At 59.4% G+C, this 18,571-nt stretch carries 16 protein-coding genes; 13 read left to right on the plus strand and 3 right to left on the minus strand.

Features of this window, described 5'->3' with window-relative positions; genetic code table 11:
* Positions 1 to 190: 190 nt before the first annotated feature.
* The 5 genes from map to ACZZ0B_RS20370 all read left to right on the plus strand — a co-directional run bounded on the left by map (position 191) and on the right by ACZZ0B_RS20370 (position 6,757).
* Entirely contained in the window at positions 191 to 973 is a 783-nt protein-coding gene (map, locus tag ACZZ0B_RS20350; RefSeq protein ID WP_008081693.1) for a type I methionyl aminopeptidase, read from the plus strand.
* Positions 974 to 1,014: 41 nt separating this feature from the next.
* Positions 1,015 to 3,717, plus strand: a complete 2,703-nt coding sequence (locus tag ACZZ0B_RS20355) for a [protein-PII] uridylyltransferase (RefSeq protein ID WP_463546099.1) — start codon at positions 1,015 to 1,017, stop codon at positions 3,715 to 3,717.
* Between the two features lie 208 nt (positions 3,718 to 3,925).
* Complete coding sequence (dapC, locus tag ACZZ0B_RS20360; protein WP_463546100.1) at positions 3,926 to 5,125, plus strand: succinyldiaminopimelate transaminase; 1,200 nt, start codon at positions 3,926 to 3,928, stop codon at positions 5,123 to 5,125.
* A 166-nt stretch (positions 5,126 to 5,291) separates the two neighbouring features.
* Positions 5,292 to 6,020 carry a M12 family metallopeptidase gene (locus ACZZ0B_RS20365; RefSeq protein ID WP_008081689.1) on the plus strand — a complete coding sequence of 243 codons (729 nt, stop codon included), beginning with the start codon at positions 5,292 to 5,294 and terminating at the stop codon, positions 6,018 to 6,020.
* Between the two features lie 95 nt (positions 6,021 to 6,115).
* Positions 6,116 to 6,757, plus strand: a complete 642-nt coding sequence (locus ACZZ0B_RS20370) for a zinc metalloprotease (RefSeq protein ID WP_008081688.1) — start codon at positions 6,116 to 6,118, stop codon at positions 6,755 to 6,757.
* 12 nt (positions 6,758 to 6,769) lie between these two features.
* Here ACZZ0B_RS20370 and ACZZ0B_RS20375 read toward each other — a convergent pair whose 3' ends face one another.
* Complete coding sequence (locus ACZZ0B_RS20375) at positions 6,770 to 8,401, minus strand: Na+/H+ antiporter (protein ID WP_008081687.1); 1,632 nt, start codon at positions 8,399 to 8,401, stop codon at positions 6,770 to 6,772.
* Between the two features lie 279 nt (positions 8,402 to 8,680).
* Here ACZZ0B_RS20375 and ACZZ0B_RS20380 point away from each other — a divergent pair, with 279 nt between their 5' ends.
* The 4 genes from ACZZ0B_RS20380 to ACZZ0B_RS20395 all read left to right on the plus strand — a co-directional run bounded on the left by ACZZ0B_RS20380 (position 8,681) and on the right by ACZZ0B_RS20395 (position 11,856).
* Positions 8,681 to 9,043, plus strand: coding sequence for an ArsC family reductase (locus tag ACZZ0B_RS20380; RefSeq protein WP_003222107.1), 363 nt, complete (start codon positions 8,681 to 8,683; stop codon positions 9,041 to 9,043).
* Positions 9,044 to 9,076: 33 nt separating this feature from the next.
* On the plus strand, positions 9,077 to 10,111 hold the full coding sequence (gene dapD / locus ACZZ0B_RS20385; RefSeq protein WP_008078452.1) for a 2,3,4,5-tetrahydropyridine-2,6-dicarboxylate N-succinyltransferase: 1,035 nt from the start codon (positions 9,077 to 9,079) through the stop codon (positions 10,109 to 10,111).
* A 132-nt stretch (positions 10,112 to 10,243) separates the two neighbouring features.
* Positions 10,244 to 11,449 (plus strand): aminotransferase class V-fold PLP-dependent enzyme, encoded by a 1,206-nt coding sequence (locus ACZZ0B_RS20390; RefSeq protein ID WP_463546101.1) that lies wholly within the window; start codon positions 10,244 to 10,246, stop codon positions 11,447 to 11,449.
* A complete protein-coding gene (locus ACZZ0B_RS20395) occupies positions 11,446 to 11,856 on the plus strand; it encodes a SufE family protein (protein WP_463546102.1) in 411 nt (136 codons plus the stop codon). The genes ACZZ0B_RS20390 and ACZZ0B_RS20395 overlap by 4 nt, the downstream gene beginning before the upstream one ends.
* A gap of 141 nt (positions 11,857 to 11,997) precedes the next feature.
* Here the strand turns inward: ACZZ0B_RS20395 and tcdA are convergent, their stop codons facing one another.
* Complete coding sequence (gene tcdA / locus ACZZ0B_RS20400) at positions 11,998 to 12,816, minus strand: tRNA cyclic N6-threonylcarbamoyladenosine(37) synthase TcdA (RefSeq protein WP_008078446.1); 819 nt, start codon at positions 12,814 to 12,816, stop codon at positions 11,998 to 12,000.
* 226 nt (positions 12,817 to 13,042) lie between these two features.
* Between tcdA and ACZZ0B_RS20405 the strand changes: the two genes are divergently transcribed.
* The 4 genes from ACZZ0B_RS20405 to ACZZ0B_RS20420 all read left to right on the plus strand — a co-directional run bounded on the left by ACZZ0B_RS20405 (position 13,043) and on the right by ACZZ0B_RS20420 (position 18,251).
* Positions 13,043 to 15,631 (plus strand): glycosyltransferase, encoded by a 2,589-nt coding sequence (locus ACZZ0B_RS20405; protein WP_008078436.1) that lies wholly within the window; start codon positions 13,043 to 13,045, stop codon positions 15,629 to 15,631.
* Positions 15,632 to 15,836: 205 nt separating this feature from the next.
* Positions 15,837 to 16,988 carry a succinyl-diaminopimelate desuccinylase gene (gene dapE, locus ACZZ0B_RS20410; RefSeq protein WP_122591327.1) on the plus strand — a complete coding sequence of 384 codons (1,152 nt, stop codon included), beginning with the start codon at positions 15,837 to 15,839 and terminating at the stop codon, positions 16,986 to 16,988.
* Entirely contained in the window at positions 16,988 to 17,797 is an 810-nt protein-coding gene (locus tag ACZZ0B_RS20415; RefSeq protein ID WP_158830720.1) for a putative RNA methyltransferase, read from the plus strand. Before dapE ends, ACZZ0B_RS20415 begins: the two co-directional genes overlap by 1 nt.
* Before the next feature lie 76 nt (positions 17,798 to 17,873).
* Entirely contained in the window at positions 17,874 to 18,251 is a 378-nt protein-coding gene (locus ACZZ0B_RS20420; RefSeq protein ID WP_150594540.1) for a hypothetical protein, read from the plus strand.
* Positions 18,252 to 18,342: 91 nt separating this feature from the next.
* Here the strand turns inward: ACZZ0B_RS20420 and ACZZ0B_RS20425 are convergent, their stop codons facing one another.
* On the minus strand, positions 18,343 to 18,552 hold the full coding sequence (locus ACZZ0B_RS20425; RefSeq protein WP_007908870.1) for a cold-shock protein: 210 nt from the start codon (positions 18,550 to 18,552) through the stop codon (positions 18,343 to 18,345).
* Positions 18,553 to 18,571: the final 19 nt, after the last annotated feature.

The raw sequence follows: 18,571 nt of genomic DNA on the forward strand, positions 1-18,571 counted from the left end.
TCGCACCAAGGACATGGGCGCAGCCCCCTTGGAATCGGCTTCAGGGGCACCATTGTATAGAGAGAAGCGATGCACGCAGGCGCGGATTTGCGCCGTGCGTCTGTTAGAATCGCGTTTTTCAGGGTCGCAAAACGCACACCTGCCACCCTATTCGTATCAGCAAGCGCCGCCGAGCGCAGAGAGAGCCTGTATGACCGTCAACCTCAAAACCCCCGAGGACATCGCTGGCATGCGTGTCGCCGGCAAACTGGCCGCCGATGTGCTGGAAATGATTGCCGAACATGTCAAACCGGGCGTTACCACCGATGAGCTGAACCAGATCTGCCACGACTACATCGTCAATGTGCAGCAAGCCATCCCTGCGCCGCTCAACTACAAGGGTTACCCGAAGTCGATCTGCACTTCGATCAACCACGTGGTTTGCCACGGTATCCCGAACGACAAGCCGCTGAAAAATGGCGACACCCTGAACATCGATGTGACCGTGATCAAAGACGGCTACCACGGCGACACCAGCCGCATGTTCCACGTCGGCGAAGTGCCGGTCTGGGCTGAACGTCTGTCGCAGATCACCCAGGAATGCATGTACAAGGCGATCGAAATCGTCAAACCTGGCTGCCGCCTCGGCGACATCGGCGAAGTCATCCAGAAGCACGCTGAAAAGAACGGCTTCTCGGTGGTCCGCGAATTCTGCGGTCACGGTATCGGCAAGGTTTTCCACGAAGAGCCGCAGATCCTCCACTACGGCCGCGCCGGCACCGGCATGGAGCTGAAGGCTGGCATGACCTTTACCATCGAGCCGATGATCAACCAGGGCAAAGCCGACACCAAAGTATTGGGCGACGGTTGGACCGCGATCACCAAAGACCGCAAGCTGTCGGCACAGTGGGAACACACCCTGCTGGTCACCGACACCGGCTACGAGATCTTCACCCTGCGCGCCGACGACACTATCGCGCGCATCTCGGCCTGATCCAGCAAACGCTCCCAGCCCTATAGAAGGAAAGCCAATCGATGCCGCAGGTGGATCCCGAACTCTTCGACCGCGGCCAGTTCCAGGCTGAACTGGCCCTGAAAGCGAGTCCTATCGCGGCGTTCAAGAAGGCGATCCGTCAGGCTCGCGAGGTTCTCGACACGCGTTTTCGCCAAGGCCGCGACATTCGCCGCCTGATCGAAGACCGTGCCTGGTTCGTCGACAACATCCTGCAAAAGGCCTGGGAGCAGTTCAACTGGAGCGAAGACGCCGACATCGCGCTGGTCGCGGTCGGCGGCTATGGTCGCGGTGAGCTGCACCCGTATTCCGACATCGACCTGCTGATCCTGCTGGACAGCGCCGACCACGAAGTTTTCCGCGATTCCATCGAACGGTTTCTCACCTTGCTGTGGGACATCGGCCTGGAAGTCGGCCAGAGCGTGCGCTCGGTCGATGAATGCGCCCAAGAGGCCCGCGCCGACCTGACCGTGGTCACTAACCTGATGGAAAGCCGCACCATTTGCGGCCCCGAGCATCTGCGCCAGCGCATGCTCGACGTCACCAGCACCGCCCACATGTGGCCGGCCAAGGAGTTCTTCCTGGCCAAGCGCGCCGAGCAGAAGGCCCGCCACCACAAATACAACGACACCGAATACAACCTGGAACCCAACGTCAAAGGCTCCCCCGGCGGCCTGCGGGATATTCAGACGATTCTGTGGGTTGCGCGTCGCCAATACGGCACGCTGAACCTGCGCGCCCTCGCTGGCGAAGGTTTCCTCGTTGAGAGCGAAAACGCCCTGCTCGCCTCCTCCCAGGAATTCCTCTGGAAAGTGCGTTACGCCCTGCACATGCTCGCGGGCCGTTCCGAAGACCGCTTGCTGTTCGACCATCAGCGCACCATTGCCGGGCTGCTCGGGTTTGAAGGTGACGACGCCAAACAGGCCGTCGAAAACTTCATGCAACAGTATTTCCGCGTAGTAATGAGCATTGCCCAGCTCAGCGACCTGATCATCCAGCACTTCGAAGAAGTCATCCTCGCGCCGGAAGACGAAGCGCCGCCACAGCCGATCAATGCACGCTTTCAACTGCATGACGGTTACATCGAAGCGCGCAACGACAACGTGTTCCGCCGCACGCCATTCGCCATGCTCGAAATCTTCGTGCTGATGGCCCAGCAGCCGGCAATCAAAGGCGTGCGCGCCGACACCATTCGCCTGCTGCGCGAGCACCGTCATCTGATCGACGACAACTTCCGCAACGACATACGCAACACCAGCCTGTTCATCGAACTGTTCAAGTGCAAGATCGGCATCCACCGCAACCTGCGCCGGATGAACCGATACGGCATTCTCGGGCGTTATCTGCCGGAGTTCGGTTTCATCGTCGGGCAAATGCAGCACGACCTGTTCCACATTTATACCGTCGATGCGCACACGCTGAACCTGATCAAGCACCTGCGCAAATTGCAGTACACGCAGGTCTCGGAAAAATTCCCGCTGGCCGCCAAGCTCATGGCCAAGCTGCCCAAACCCGAACTTATCTACATGGCCGGTCTGTACCACGACATCGGCAAGGGCCGGCATGGCGATCACTCGGAGATCGGCGCGGTCGATGCCGAAGCGTTCTGCCAGCGCCACCAGTTGCCGGTGTGGGACAGCCGCCTGATCGTCTGGCTGGTGCAGAACCATCTGGTGATGTCGACCACCGCCCAACGCAAGGACTTGTCCGATCCACAGGTGATCCACGATTTCGCTCAGGCTGTCGGCGACGAAACCCGCCTCGACTATCTGTACGTGCTGACCGTGGCCGACATCAACGCAACCAACCCGACGCTGTGGAATTCGTGGCGCGCCAGTCTGTTGCGCCAGCTCTACACCGAAACCAAGCGCGCTTTGCGTCGTGGCCTGGAAAACCCGGTCGATCGCGAAGAACAGATCCGCCAGACCCAGAGCGCCGCACTGGATATTCTGGTGCGCGGCGGCACCGACCCGGACGATGTCGAGCAGTTGTGGGCGCAGTTGGGCGATGACTATTTCTTGCGCCATACCGCTGGCGACGTGGCCTGGCACAGTGATGCGATCCTGCAGCAACCGGTCGATGGCGGGCCGCTGGTGTTGATCAAGGAAACCACCCAGCGCGAGTTCGAGGGCGGCACGCAGATCTTCATTTATGCACCGGACCAGCACGACTTCTTCGCGGTGACCGTGGCGGCGATGGATCAGCTCAACCTGAACATTCATGACGCGCGGGTTATCACCTCCAGCAGCCAGTTCACCCTCGACACTTACATCGTGCTCGATAACGAGGGCGAGTCCATCGGCGACAACCTGACGCGGGTCAAACAGATCCGTGAAGGCCTGACCGAAGCGCTGCGCAACCCCGACGATTACCCGACGATCATTCAGCGCCGGGTACCGCGCCAGCTCAAGCATTTCGCCTTTGCACCGCAAGTGACGATCCACAACGATGCGCAGCGCCCGGTGACTGTGCTGGAGTTGACCGCACCGGATCGACCGGGCCTGCTGGCGCGGATCGGCGGGATTTTCCTCGAGTTCGACCTGTCGCTGCAGAACGCCAAGATTGCGACCTTGGGCGAGCGGGTGGAAGACGTGTTCTTTATCACTGATGCGCACAACCAGCCGCTCTCCGATCCGCTGCTGTGCAGCCGCTTGCAGGACGCGATTGTTGAGCAGTTGAGCGTCAATCAGGAACCGGATATCAAGCTTTCGCGTATCAGTATTTGAATTGAAGTAACTATTACTCCTGTGGGAAGGAAGACTCCGATACCAGCCTGTTCAACAAACCCCTTGTAGGAGTGAGCCTGCTCGCGATAGCGGTTCATCAGTTGCATGGATATTGAATGAGCCTTGCTCATCGCGAGCAGGCTCACTCCTACAGGTTTTGTGGATGGCGGGTATTGAGGCAATCCCTCCCACATTCAACGAGGCCCCAATGAACAAAGCTCTGAACCAGCTCCAGCCCTACCCGTTCGAGAAGCTCCGTGCCCTGCTCGGCACCGTCACGCCGAACCCGGACAAACGCCCGATCGCCCTGTCGATTGGCGAGCCGAAACACCGCTCGCCAGGTTTTGTCGCCGAAGCACTGGCGAACAGTCTGGATCAGATGGCGGTCTATCCGACCACCTTGGGCATCCCGGCCCTGCGCGAAGCCATCGCCGGCTGGTGCGAGCGGCGTTTTGGCGTGCCGAGCGGCTGGATTGATCCGGCGCGCAACGTGCTGCCGGTCAACGGCACCCGGGAAGCGCTGTTCGCCTTCACTCAGACCGTGGTCAATCGCGGCGATGATGCTTTGGTCGTCAGCCCGAACCCGTTCTATCAAATCTATGAAGGCGCCGCGTTCCTTGCCGGGGCCAAGCCGCACTACCTGCCATGCCTCGACGAAAATGGCTTCAACCCGGATTTCGACGCGGTGTCGCCGGACATCTGGAAGCGCTGCCAGATCCTGTTCCTGTGCTCGCCGGGTAACCCGACCGGTGCGCTGATCCCGGTCGATGTGCTGAAAAAACTCATCGCCCTGGCCGACGAATACGATTTCGTGATTGCTGCGGACGAGTGCTACAGCGAGCTGTACTTCGACGAACAAATACCACCGCCCGGCCTGCTCACCGCTTGCGTTGAACTGGGCCGCAAGGATTTCAAACGTTGCGTGGTCTTCCACAGCCTGTCCAAGCGCTCGAACCTGCCAGGCCTGCGCTCCGGTTTTGTTGCTGGCGATGCCGACATCCTCAAAGGCTTTCTGCTGTACCGCACCTATCACGGCTGCGCGATGCCGGTGCAAACGCAACTGGCCAGCGTTGCCGCGTGGAACGACGAAGAACACGTGCGCGCCAACCGTGCGCTGTACCGTGAGAAGTTTGACGCGGTACTGGAAATTCTCAGCCCGGTGATGGACGTGCAGCGTCCGGATGGCAGCTTTTATTTGTGGCCGAATGTGAACGGTGATGACGCGGCGTTCTGCCGTGATTTGTTCGAACAAGAGCATGTCACTGTCGTGCCGGGTTCTTATCTGTCCCGTGATGTCGATGGCGTTAATCCGGGTGCCGGCCGTGTGCGTATGGCGCTGGTTGCGCCGTTGGCTGAATGTGTTGAAGCGGCGGAACGAATTCGTGCGTTTTTTACCCGTCAGAAATAAATAGCTGAAAACCGTGCCAGGCAATCTGGCACGGTAACTTGGCTTGCAAGTTACACTTCAAAACAACTGATCACTCCCTCTTTCGGCCCTCACGACTTACTCTTGAGTCGCGAATTTCATCGCATAAAATTCAACATTAATTACAACTTCAGGGAAGAAGATAAAGATGAATGATCTCCAGGATTGCAAACTCCTACAGTGGCCGGATGATCTCGCTGCTTATGAGGCGGCCATTAAAGAGAATCCGGCGAACGTAACTTCCGCCAGCGGCGGTCGACGCAAACGCTCGCTGATCAACTATTCAAAACTGTGGGCCAATGGTCGAACGCTGACCATCGCTTTCATCGACGACGTCGATCCTGATCACAAACGCAAAATCATGGAGGCAGCTGTTCGCTGGATTCCGTACGTTAATCTGAGTTTCGAGTTTGTCGATGACCTGCAAGGTGATATTCGCATCGCCACAAAGAATAATTACAACAGTTCCATGCTCGGCACAGACGCGCTGCTGATTCATCCGGATTGGCCAACGATGAACCTGGGCGTCAAACCGGATCATGAAGACTTTGAAACCATTGTCACCCACGAGTTTGGCCATGCTCTGGGCGCCATGCACGAACACCAGCACCCGCAGGCCGACATCCCTTGGGACAAACCGAAAGTGTACGACTATTACCAGAACCGCGAGATGGGGCCGCTGACCCCGGAGCAAGTGGACTTCAACCTGTTCACGCCATTCAACACCCTCGAAGCGATTTACACCGAGTACGACCGTAAATCGATCATGCATCATCCGGTATCTAACGATTTGACTTTAGGCGACTGGGAGAACCCGATCAATCGCGAGATCAGCAAGAAAGACATCAAGATGATGAGCTTGCTCTATCCCCAATAAGCAATCTCGCAAAAACAAGGAAGTTAAACCATGTTATTCAATTCAACTTACGCCCCCGCCCTGTCCCAGACAAATTCGTGTGGAGTGCATTACTGATGTGGGCTAAAAAAAATCCATCGAAACTGTGGACTCCCGGCCGTATTCTTCGTATCGCCTTCCTCAATGGCACGCAAGAGTTCAAAGACGCGACCATCGCGGCAGCCAGCAATTGGTTGCCGCACATCAACTTGAAGTTTGATTTCGTTGAGGGTGTCGAGGGGGATATCCGCATACTTAGCAACGATGGCGTTTTCTCGTCCAATATTGGCACTGACGCATTACTCAATACCCATACAGCGACGATGCAGCTCTGGCCTCACCCGGCCATTCACGCGCGTTATTTCGCCGCGAATGTGATGCATGAGTTCGGCCATATGCTGGGTGCGGAACACGAACAGATCCACCCGGCAGCCGCAATTCCATGGAATGTGCCCGCCATCTACGAAAGACACGGCATTACCGATAATCCTGATGAGGATAACTACGAGGCGAACAGGAAGCGCCAATGGCTACACCGTGAGTATCTTGATCGGGCAGCCACCGAAGACAGCATTTGCTCGGACTACGACCGCAAGTCGATCATGCACTACGTCATCTACCAATCCTGGACCACAGGCGATTTTCAGAACTTTCTTAATCTGGAGCTCAGCGAAAAAGATAAAGCCTTCATGGCGAAGGCTTACCCCTGCCCGGTGTAAACCCGGGCCTGGTTATTTCACCTGTCCCAGATTTGCCTCGCTCAAATCAAGTTCACCCAACACTTCACGTAACACGTCATCACCAATCTGGTGATGACGGCTGAGACTATAGAGTTCGAGGCGCTGCGCTCGCAGCGCCTTCAAACGTAAACGCCGCTCCAGCAGATCCATCTGAAACGCCATCGCCTGCGCTTCGGCGGAGTCGTTGAACACGTCAAGTTGATGGCGATATTCGGACATGATCCGCGCCTTGAGTTCTGCCGCCAGCGCTGCTTGTGCAGCATCTTGCGGCGGTAACTCTTCAGTTTCCAGAGAGTGAATCGCCGCTTCGGCGGTTTTGCGCCAGGCATCGCGGACTTCCTGCCGGCGCTTGTCGTCCGGGCTCTTTTCGATGCCGCGCAGTAACAGCGGCAGCGCGATGCACGCCGAAATCAGCGAGAGCAGAATCACCCCGGCGGCGATGAAGATCAGCAGATCGCGCTCGGGAAATGCCTCCGAGCCCATCAGCATCGGCACCGACATCACACCCGCCAGCGTCACCGCTCCGCGCACACCGCCGACGGTCAGCAGCCAGCAGGAACGCGCGGTCGGCACTTGAGTCAGCTCGCCTTTACCGCGCAAACGCCGCAGCAACACTGACAAACGCCAGATGCTCTGCACCCAGATAAACCGCAGCAATACCAACGCGAGGAAAATCGCCACGACGTCGAGGCAGCGATAGAACAATGTCGGCCACAACGTCGGTTCGTGGCTGACCACGGCTTTGATGATGTCCGGCAATTGCAGACCGAGCAGCAGGAAAATCAAGCCGTTGAAGGCGAATTCCAACAGTGACCAGACGCTGCGATTGAGCAGGCGGGTGCTGGTCTGGCGTGGCAACAAGTCGAGCCAGCTCTGCATCATCCCTGCCGCCACCGCCGAAAGAATCCCCGACACGCCAAGGCGTTCAGCCAATACATAAGCAGCGAACGGCAGCAGCAACATGAACACCACGTGGGTCGCCGGATCGTCCCAGCCGCGCGCGATCATCCACGCACGCAAACGCCCGACCAGCCAACTCAACGCCACGCCGACCGCCAGACCACCGAGCGCCACCACGACGAAGGTCAGGCTGGCGTTGGTCAGCGAGAACACCCCGGTGATCGCGGCGGCCAAAGCGAACTTGAACGTCACCAGACCCGAGGCATCGTTCATCAACGCCTCGCCCTGCAGGATGTGCATCAGCGGCGTCGGCAAGCGATTCTGCGAAATTGCCGAAACCGCCACGGCGTCGGTCGGTGACAGCACAGCGGCCAGGGCGAAAGCCACCGGCAACGGAATCGCCGGCAATAACCAGTGAATGAAATAGCCGGCACCGACCACGGTGAACAGCACTAACCCGACCGCCAGCGTCAAAATCGGCCCGCGCAGATGCCAGAATTCGCGTTTGGGCATGCGCCAGCCATCGGAAAACAGCAGCGGCGGCAGGAACAGAAACAGGAAGAGTTCGGGGTCGAGGGCGACGTGCAGACCCAGCGTCGGCCAGGCCAGCAAGGCACCGGCGGCGATTTGCACCAAAGGCAGCGGCAGCGGAATGACCCGTCCGACCAGACGCGAAACGCTGACCAGCATCAGCAGGATCAGGACGGTATAAGCAGTTTGCATAAAGCGGAAATCTCAGACAATCGACAGCGTTGAACTGCCATATTAGCCGCTTAGCATGCGTCTGGCGTTTGCACCTATGTCGCACACGCCCCAACTGATGTCCGCAAAACAATGTGTAGGAGCTGCGGCACGCTGCGTTCTTTTGATCTTTGAAGACACAATCAAAAGATCGCAGCCTCGTTTCACTCGACAGCTCCTACAGGGTTTTGCGTATTCGCCGAAGGGTCATGGCATAATCCGTCACCATTTTTCTCCAGCACCTGTAAAGGGGGCAATTCCTTGACCGTTTCAAGTAAAACGTTGCACCTTTTCGGCATCAAAGCCTGCGACACCATGAAAAAGGCGCGCACCTGGCTTGATGAACACGCTGTCAGCTACGACTTTCACGACTACAAGACCGCCGGTATCGACCGTGAGCACCTGACCCAATGGTGTGACGAACACGGCTGGCAAACGGTGTTGAACCGCGCAGGCACGACCTTTCGCAAACTCGACGACGAACGCAAAGCCGATCTCGACCAGTCGAAAGCCATTGAGCTGATGCTCGCTCAACCCTCGATGATCAAGCGCCCGGTGCTCGATCTCGGTGACCGAACCCTGATTGGCTTCAAGCCAGATATCTACGCGGCCGCTCTGAAGTAAGCAGCCCGTCACTCTTTGTAGAGGTGTATTTACATGTCCAATTCCCTGTTCAGCATCGCCTTTGGTGTCGGCACTCAGAACCGTCAAGGCGCGTGGCTGGAAGTGTTCTACGCACAGCCACTGCTCAACCCATCGGCCGAACTGGTCGCCGCTGTCGCGCCGATCCTCGGTTACACCGAAGGCAACCAGGCCATCACCTTCACCACCGCTCAGGCGGCGCAACTGGCTGAAGCCGTGAAAGGCATCGACGCCGTACAAGGCAAGCTGCTGACCCGTCTGGCCGAGAGCCACAAGCCGCTGGTCGCCACCCTGTTGGCCGAAGATGCACAACTGACCTCGACGCCTGAGGCTTACCTCAAGCTGCACCTGCTGTCGCACCGTCTGGTCAAGCCGCACGGCGTGAGCCTGGCCGGGATCTTCCCTTTGCTGCCGAACGTTGCCTGGACCAGCCAGGGCGCCATCGACCTGAGCGAACTGGCCGAACTGCAACTGGAAGCCCGCCTGCGTGGCGACCTGCTGGAAGTATTCTCGGTAGACAAGTTCCCGAAAATGACCGACTACGTGGTTCCGGCCGGCGTGCGTATCGCTGACGCGGCACGTCTGCGTCTGGGCGCTTACGTCGGTGAAGGCACCACCGTGATGCACGAAGGTTTCATCAACTTCAACGCCGGCACCGAAGGCCCGGGCATGATCGAAGGCCGCGTTTCCGCTGGCGTATTCGTCGGCAAAGGTTCCGATCTGGGCGGCGGTTGCTCGACCATGGGCACCTTGTCGGGCGGCGGCAACATCGTCATCAAGGTCGGCGAAGGCTGCCTGATCGGCGCCAACGCCGGTATCGGTATTCCGTTGGGCGACCGCAACACTGTGGAGTCGGGCCTGTACGTGACCGCCGGCACCAAGGTGGCGCTGCTCGACGAAAACAACAATCTGGTTAAAGTCGTGAAGGCGCGTGAGCTGGCCGGTCAGACTGACTTGCTGTTCCGTCGCAATTCGGAAACCGGCGCAGTGGAATGCAAAACCCACAAATCGGCGATCGAACTGAACGAAGCGCTGCACGCTCACAACTAAACGTTAGACGATCCATTGTAGGAGTGAGCCTGCTCGCGATGCTTTTAGCGCCCTCACAGACGCCATCGCGAGCAGGCTCACTCCTACAGGGTCTGGCGTACATCCCGCCCCTCTTCACCAGGGCTAAAAACTGTGATGATTCCCTCCCCCTGGCGTGCCGATTTCCCGGCCATCGCCGCGCTGCAACGGCAAGACCAGACCTATCTGGACAACGCCGCCACCACGCAAAAACCCCTAGCCCTGCTCGACGCGCTGACGCATTACTACGCCAACGGCGCGGCCAATGTGCATCGTGCGCAACACCTGCCCGGCGCCCATGCCACGCAGGCGTTCGAGGACAGTCGGCTGAAGGTCGCCCAGTGGCTGAATGCCGGTGACAACGGACAAATCATCTTCACCCACGGCGCCACCAGTGCGCTGAATCTCCTGGCCTATGGCCTGGAACATCTTTTCCACCCGGGCGATGAAATTGTCATCAGCGCCCTGGAGCATCACGCCAACCTGCTGCCGTGGCAGCAACTGGCACAACGGCGCAACCTGAAACTGGTGATTTTGCCGCTGGATGCCGACGGCTTGATCGACCTCGCTGCGGCTGTGCATTTGATTGGCCCGCGCACGCGATTGCTGGCGGTCAGTCAGTTGTCCAACGTGCTCGGCGCATGGCAGCCATTGCCGGCGCTGCTGGGCATGGCCAAGGCGCAGAACGCGTTGACCGTGGTCGATGGCGCGCAAGGCGTGGTTCATGGTCGGCACGATGTGCAGGCGCTGGGTTGCGACTTTTATGTGTTTTCCAGCCACAAACTCTATGGGCCGGATGGCCTTGGTGTGTTGTTCGGACGTAATGCTGCGCTTGAGCAATTGAAGCCTTGGCAGTTTGGCGGCGAAATGGTGCTGGAAGCCAACTACCACGACGCTCGTTTCCGCCCGGCGCCATTGGGTTTTGAAGCGGGCACGCCGCCGATTGCCAGTGTGATCGGCCTCGGCGCGACGCTCGATTATCTGGCCGGGCTCGATCAGGACGCAGTGTCGGCCCATGAAGCCGCGCTGCATGACTATCTGCTGCGTGGCCTCGCCGCTCGTAATGGCATTCGCCTGCTCGGCAAGCCGCAATTGGCGCTGGCGAGTTTTGTCGTCGAAGGTGTGCATAACGCCGATCTGGCGCACTTGCTGACCGAACAAGGCATTGCCGTGCGCGCCGGGCATCATTGCGCGATGCCGTTGCTGAAAAGCTTCGAGCTGGCCGGGGCGATTCGGGTGTCGCTGGCGTTGTACAACGATTCCGAGGATCTGGAACGGTTCTTTGAAGCGCTGGATCAGGCGCTGGAGCTGTTGCGATGAGCTTGCCGGTCGAGGCTGCCGAGGCACTACAGACTTTTCAGAATGCCGCTGGCTGGGAACAGCGGGCGCGGTTGTTGATGCAGTTTGGTGATCGTCTGCCGCCACTGGATGACGCGGACAAGTGCGAGGCCAACCGAGTACATGGCTGTGAGAGCCAAGTGTGGCTGGTGGGGGATTTGCGTGACGGTCACTGGCAATTCAGCGCCAGCAGCGATGCACGGATGATTCGCGGGTTGGTGGCGTTGTTGCTGTTGCGGGTTAACGGCTTATCGGCGGCTGAGTTGCAGCAAGTTGATCTGCCGGACTGGTTCAATCAGCTCGGCCTTTCGCGCCAGCTATCGCCCTCGCGCAGCAATGGCCTGAATGCCGTGCTCCAGCGAATGAATGAGCTGGCCTCCACCCTGTAGGAGCTGCCGCAGGCTGCGATCTTTTGATCTTGAAAACAGGATCAAAAGATCGCAGCCTCGTTTCACTCGACAACTCCTACAGGGGAATGCATTCCAATTGTAGGAGTGAGCCTGCTCGCGATGAGGCCATAAGCCCCAGCATCAAACCTGAGGTTTGACCCGCTCCGCCGGGCGCCGAACACCCGCGACAATCTTGTCCACAGCCTTGGTCGCCGCAACCATGCCAAACGTCGCCGTGACCATCATCACCGCGCCAAACCCACCCGCGCAGTCCAACTTCACCCCATCGCCAACGAAACTCTTCTGCAAACAAATGCTGCCATCCGGCTTCGGATAACGCAGTTGCTCCGTAGAAAACACACACGGCACGCTGTAATGGCGGGTCACAGTGCGCGAAAAGCCATAATCACGACGCAACGTCGAACGCACTTTCGAGGCCAACGGGTCGTTAAACGTGCGGTTGAGGTCGCACACCTGAATCAGCGTCGGATCGATCTGCCCGCCCGCGCCACCCGTGGTGATGATCTGGATCTTGCGGCGCTTGCACCAGGCGATCAGCGCCGCCTTGGCGTTGACCGCGTCGATGCAGTCGATCACGCAATCAATATTTGGCGTGATGTATTCGGCCATCGTGTCGCGGGTGACGAAGTCGGCGACCGCGTGCACGGTGCAATCCGGGTTGATCCCGCGCAGACGCTCGGCCATCACCTCGACCTTGGGTTTGCCGACGGTGCTGTCCAGCGCGTGCAACTGGCGATTGGCGTTGCTGACGCAGACGTCATCTAAGTCGAACAGCGAAATCTCGCCGACGCCACAACGGGCCATGGCTTCCGCCGCCCAGGAACCGACGCCACCGACGCCGACGATCGCCACATGCGCCGCGCGCAAACGCGCCAGGCCTTCGATGCCATACAAACGGGCGATGCCTGCAAACCGCGGATCTTCTGTACTCATGACCATTACCCCAAAAACCGGCGCGCATTATAGGGCTACACAGCGACAAGTTTTAAGCTTCGAGCTACAAGTGTAAGAACTTAAGTCAAAGTCGGCTGCCCAATGTCGGGCATTTCCCTGTCAGATGTACGACTGGCGGACTGCCGGTGTAGGATGCGCGCCCTTTTGCAATAAGAAAGGCGCAACGCCAACCGACTCCTTCGTTCCACAGCCTTTGGAACCCGAAATAGCTATGTCATCGCGTAAATTTGGACTCAACCTGGTGGTGGTTCTGGCAATCGCTGCCCTGTTCACCGGTTTCTGGGCGCTGATCAATCGCCCGGTTTCCGCGCCGAACTGGCCGGAGCAGATCTCCGGTTTCTCCTATTCGCCATTCCAGCAGGGACAATATCCGCAGAAGGATCAGTATCCGTCTGACGAAGAAATGCGCCGCGACCTGGAGATCATGAGCAAGCTGACGGACAACATCCGCATCTACTCGGTCGACGGTTCGTTGCAAGACATCCCGAAACTGGCTGAAGAGTTCGGCCTGCGCGTGACGCTGGGGATCTGGATCAGCCCCGATCAGGAACGCAACGAACGGGAAATCACCCGCGCCATCGAACTGGCCAACACCTCGCGCAGCGTGGTTCGCGTGGTGGTCGGTAACGAGGCGATCTTCCGTAAGGAAATCACCGCGCAAGAGCTGAGCGTATTGCTCGATCGTGTGCGCGCGGCAGTGAAAGTGCCGGTGACCACCTCCGAGCAATGGCACGTCTGGGAAGAACACCCGGAGCTGGCCAAGCACGTTGACCTGATCGCTGCGCACGTTCTGCCGTACTGGGAATTTATTCCGGTCGACAAGGCTGGGCAGTTCGTTTTCGACCGTGCCCGCGACCTGAAAAAGCTCTTCCCGAAAAAACCGCTACTGCTCTCCGAGGTCGGCTGGCCGAGCAACGGTCGCATGCGCGGTGGCGCCGATGCATCGCCGGCGGATCAAGCGATTTACCTGCGTACGCTGGTCAACAAGCTCAACCGCCAAGGCTTCAACTACTTCGTCATCGAAGCGTTTGACCAGCCGTGGAAGGCCAGCGACGAAGGTTCGGTGGGCGCGTACTGGGGCGTGTTCAACGCCGCGCGTCAGCAGAAATTCAACTTCGAAGGCCCGGTGGTGGCGATCCCGCAGTGGCGCGTGCTGGCGATCGGCTCGGTGGTGCTGGCGCTGCTGTCGCTGACTTTGCTGATGATCGACGGCTCGGCCCTGCGTCAGCGTGGGCGGATCTTCCTGACCTTTATCGCCTTCCTTTGCGGTTCGGTGCTGGTCTGGATCGGTTACGACTACAGCCTGCAATACAGCACGTGGTTCAGTTTGACGGTCGGCTTCCTGTTGGCGCTCGGTGCGCTCGGGGTGTTCATTGTGTTGCTCACCGAGGCGCATGAGCTGGCCGAAGCGGTGTGGATTCACAAACGCCGGCGCGAGTTCCTGCCGGTCGAGGGCGACTCCAATTACCGCCCGAAAGTCTCGATTCATGTGCCGTGCTACAACGAGCCGCCGGAGATGGTCAAACAGACCCTCGACGCCCTTGCTGCTCTCGATTACCCGGACTACGAAGTCCTGATCATCGACAACAACACCAAGGACCCGGCTGTGTGGGAACCGGTGCGTGACTACTGCGAAACCCTCGGCCCGCGCTTCAAGTTCTTCCACGTCTCGCCTTTGGCCGGTTTCAAGGGCGGCGCGCTGAACTACCTGATTCCACACACCGCCAAAGACGCCGAAGTGATCGCCGTGATCGACTCCGATTACTGCGTGCACCCAAACTGGCTAAAGCACATGGTGCCGCACTTCGCCGATCCGAAAATCGCGGTGGTGCAGTCGCCGCAGGATTATCGCGACCAGAACGAAAGCACCTTCAAGAAGCTCTGCTACGCCGAATACAAAGGCTTCTTCCACATCGGCATGGTCACCCGCAACGACCGTGACGCGATCATCCAGCACGGCACCATGACCATGACCCGTCGCTCGGTGCTGGAAGAGTTGGGTTGGGCTGACTGGTGCATCTGTGAAGACGCCGAACTCGGTCTGCGCGTGTTCGAAAAAGGCCTGTCGGCGGCGTATTACCACGACAGCTACGGTAAGGGTCTGATGCCGGACACCTTCATCGACTTCAAAAAGCAGCGATTCCGCTGGGCTTATGGTGCGATTCAGATCATCAAGCGCCACACCCGCAGCCTGCTGCGCGGCAAGGACACCGAACTGACGCGCGGCCAGCGTTACCACTTCCTCGCGGGCTGGTTGCCGTGGGTCGCGGATGGCATGAACATCTTCTTCACCGTCGGCGCGTTGTTGTGGTCGGCGGCGATGATCATCGTGCCGCAGCGGGTCGATCCGCCGCTGCTGATCTTTGCAATTCCGCCGCTGGCGCTGTTCGTGTTCAAGGTCGGCAAGATCATCTTCCTCTACCGTCGCGCCGTCGGCGTGAACCTGAAAGATGCCTTCTGCGCGGCGCTGGCCGGGCTGGCGTTGTCGCACACCATCGCCAAAGCGGTGCTGTACGGCTTCTTCACCACCAGCATTCCGTTCTTCCGCACACCGAAAAACGCCGACAACCATGGTTTCTGGGTGGCGATTTCCGAAGCGCGTGAAGAGCTGTTCATCATGCTGCTGTTGTGGGGCGCGGCGCTGGGGATCTACCTGGTCAACGGCATGCCGAGCAACGACATGCGTTTCTGGGTGGTGATGCTGCTGGTGCAGTCGCTGCCGTATCTGGCGGCGCTGATCATGGCGTTCCTGTCGTCATTGCCGAAACCTGCGGCCAAACCTGAGCCTGCCGCCGCTTGATTGGTTGTTGCATAACGTCAAACGGCGGCCTTCGGGTCGCCGTTTTGCATTAGAATGGTCGCCTTTTTCAATGCCAACAAACTCGGTAGGAGCTGCCGCAGGCTGCGATCTTTTGATCTCGCTGTTGATTTCAAGAAACAAAATCAAAAGATCGCAGCCTGCGGCAGCTCCTACAGGTTTACCGTGCGCACCCCGGAGTTATTACATGACGGCCCACGCCGACCTTTCGCCGACCCTCCAACTCGCCATCGACCTGATCCGCCGTCCGTCCGTGACGCCGGTCGACGCCGATTGCCAGAAGCAGATGATGCAGCGCCTGGGCGATGCCGGTTTCAGCCTCGAGCCGATGCGCATCGAAGATGTGGATAACTTCTGGGCGACCCACGGCACCAACGACGGCCCGGTGCTGTGCTTCGCCGGCCACACCGACGTGGTGCCGACCGGCCCGGTCACCGCGTGGCAGATCGACCCGTTCAACGCGCTGATCGATGAACACGGCATGCTCTGCGGCCGTGGCGCGGCGGACATGAAAGGCAGCCTGGCGTCGATGACCGTGGCCGCCGAGCGCTTCGTCGCCGACTACCCGAATCACAAAGGCAAAGTCGCGTTCTTGATCACCAGCGACGAAGAAGGCCCGGCGCACCACGGCACCAAGGCTGTGGTCGAGCGTCTGGCCGCGCGTAACGAGCGTCTGGACTGGTGCATCGTCGGCGAACCGTCGAGCACCACGCTGGTGGGCGACGTGGTGAAAAACGGCCGTCGCGGCTCGCTCGGTGCCAAGCTCACCGTCAAAGGCATTCAGGGTCACGTCGCTTACCCGCATCTGGCGAAGAACCCGATCCACCTCGCCGCTCCAGCGCTGGCCGAACTGGCCGCCGAGCATTGGGATCACGGCAACGATTTCTTCCCGCCGACCAGTTTCCAGATCTCCAACGTCAACTCCGGCACCGGCGCGACCAACGTGATTCCGGGCGATCTGGTGGCGGTATTCAACTTCCGTTTCTCCACCGAATCGACCGTCGAAGGCCTGCAGAAACGCGTGGCCGACATCCTCGACAAACACGATCTGGACTGGCACATCGACTGGGCGCTGTCCGGCCTGCCGTTCCTTACCGAACCGGGCGCGCTGCTCGACGCGGTGTCGGCGAGCATCAAGGACATCACCGGCCGCGAGACCAAAGCGTCGACCAGCGGCGGGACTTCCGATGGCCGTTTCATCGCGACCATGGGCACACAAGTGGTTGAACTGGGCCCGGTCAACGCGACCATTCACCAAGTCAACGAGCGCGTATTGGCGGCAGATCTCGACGTACTGACCGAGATCTACTATCAGACCCTGATCAAGTTGCTCGCCTGATGCTTGCTTGCCCGATATGCAGTGAGCCGCTGAATGCGGTGGATAACGGCGTGGTCTGCCCCGCCGGCCACCGCTTCGACCGTGCGCGGCAGGGTTACCTGAACCTGCTGCCGGTGCAGCACAAAAACAGCCGCGACCCTGGCGACAACCAGGCCATGGTCGAGGCGCGCCGCGACTTTTTGAACGCCGGCCATTACGCGCCGGTGGCCAAGCGCCTGGCCGAGCTGGCGGCGAGTTATGCGCCGGGGCGCTGGGTCGACATCGGTTGTGGCGAGGGTTATTACACCGCGCAAATCGCCGAGGCCTTGCCGAACGCCGATGGCTACGCGCTGGACATCTCACGTGAAGCGGTCAAACGCGCGTGCAAACGTAACCCGGCGATTAGCTGGTTGATCGCCAGCATGGCCCGTGTGCCGTTGGCGTCGGGCAGTTGCCAGTTTCTCGCCAGCGTTTTCAGCCCGCTGGATTGGGAAGAAGCCAAGCGATTGCTCAGCGTCGGCGGCGGTCTGATGAAAGTCGGCCCGACCAGCGGCCATCTGATGGAACTGCGCGAACGCCTGTACGACGAAGTGCGCGAGTACACCGACGACAAGCATCTGGCCCTGGTGCCGGAAGGCATGGCGCTGGCGCACAGTGAAACCCTGGAATTCAAGCTGACCCTGGACAAGCCCGAGGATCGCGCCAACCTGTTGGCGATGACACCCCACGGCTGGCGCGCCAGTGCCGAGCGTCGCGCGGCGGTGATCGAACAGGCCGAGCCGTTCGAGACCACCGTGTCGATGCGCTACGATTATTTCGTTCTTCAATAAACTTTTGGCCTCGGGCGAGTGCCCGGGGCCGGCTAAATCCGCGAGTGGATTTTTCAGACCCGCAGTGAGGACATCCATGCGCCAACCGGATATCGAGATTTACCTGAAAGACGCCGACGTCGACCACAAGGCCATTTCGGCCTGGCTGGGCGCCGCGCTGGGCCCGTGCACCGACTGGGTTCAGAAAGGTCAGACCTACAAGTGCAAGGCCGGCAATGTGCCGGTGACCTGGCTGCCGAAAGCCGTGGGCAAGTGGAACAGCCTGTACCTGGAAAGCGACCAGACCCCATGGGACGACGACATCGCCTGCGCGCGCGCAGCGTTTGCCGCGCTGAACGTCGAAGTGCGTTGCGCGCCGGGGACGTGGGTCGAAGAAGAAGGTGAAGAGACGGCAGATCGCTGGATGCGCATCAGCGAAGACGGTGAAGAAGAAATCACCTGGAAAACCGCTTAAACACAAAAGATCGCAGCCTTCGGCAGCTCCTACAGGGTCATGTGTACACCTGTAGGAGCTGCCGAAGGCTGCGATCTTTTGATCTTCAAGGTTACAGGCCTACAACATCCTCAGCCTGCAAACCCTTCTCGCCAGTAATCACCGCGTACTCGACCTGCTGACCTTCAGTCAGCGACCGGTGCCCTTCGCCGCGGATCGCGCGGTAGTGCACGAACACGTCCACCCCGTCTTCGCGCTGGATAAAGCCGTAGCCCTTGGCGTCGTTGAACCACTTCACGTTGCCGGTTTCACGGGTTGCCATCTGTTCATACTCCTTTTTT

The organism is Pseudomonas sp. AC247 (assembly GCF_979258015.1).

Bases quoted from the DNA above. Each gene is read 5' to 3' on its own strand.
- ACZZ0B_RS20395 (WP_463546102.1), top strand. From the start codon at position 11,446: ATGAGCTTGCCGGTCGAGGCTGCCGAGGCACTACAGACTTTTCAGAAT.
- dapD (WP_008078452.1), top strand. From the start codon at position 9,077: ATGTCCAATTCCCTGTTCAGCATCGCCTTTGGTGTCGGCACTCAGAAC.
- dapE (WP_122591327.1), top strand. From the start codon at position 15,837: ATGACGGCCCACGCCGACCTTTCGCCGACCCTCCAACTCGCCATCGAC.
- dapC (WP_463546100.1), top strand. From the start codon at position 3,926: ATGAACAAAGCTCTGAACCAGCTCCAGCCCTACCCGTTCGAGAAGCTC.
- ACZZ0B_RS20405 (WP_008078436.1), top strand. From the start codon at position 13,043: ATGTCATCGCGTAAATTTGGACTCAACCTGGTGGTGGTTCTGGCAATC.
- ACZZ0B_RS20370 (WP_008081688.1), top strand. From the start codon at position 6,116: ATGTGGGCTAAAAAAAATCCATCGAAACTGTGGACTCCCGGCCGTATT.
- ACZZ0B_RS20420 (WP_150594540.1), top strand. From the start codon at position 17,874: ATGCGCCAACCGGATATCGAGATTTACCTGAAAGACGCCGACGTCGAC.
- ACZZ0B_RS20415 (WP_158830720.1), top strand. From the start codon at position 16,988: ATGCTTGCTTGCCCGATATGCAGTGAGCCGCTGAATGCGGTGGATAAC.
- ACZZ0B_RS20355 (WP_463546099.1), top strand. From the start codon at position 1,015: ATGCCGCAGGTGGATCCCGAACTCTTCGACCGCGGCCAGTTCCAGGCT.
- tcdA (WP_008078446.1), bottom strand. From the start codon at position 12,816: ATGGTCATGAGTACAGAAGATCCGCGGTTTGCAGGCATCGCCCGTTTG.
- map (WP_008081693.1), top strand. From the start codon at position 191: ATGACCGTCAACCTCAAAACCCCCGAGGACATCGCTGGCATGCGTGTC.
- ACZZ0B_RS20365 (WP_008081689.1), top strand. From the start codon at position 5,292: ATGAATGATCTCCAGGATTGCAAACTCCTACAGTGGCCGGATGATCTC.
- ACZZ0B_RS20425 (WP_007908870.1), bottom strand. From the start codon at position 18,552: ATGGCAACCCGTGAAACCGGCAACGTGAAGTGGTTCAACGACGCCAAG.
- ACZZ0B_RS20375 (WP_008081687.1), bottom strand. From the start codon at position 8,401: ATGCAAACTGCTTATACCGTCCTGATCCTGCTGATGCTGGTCAGCGTT.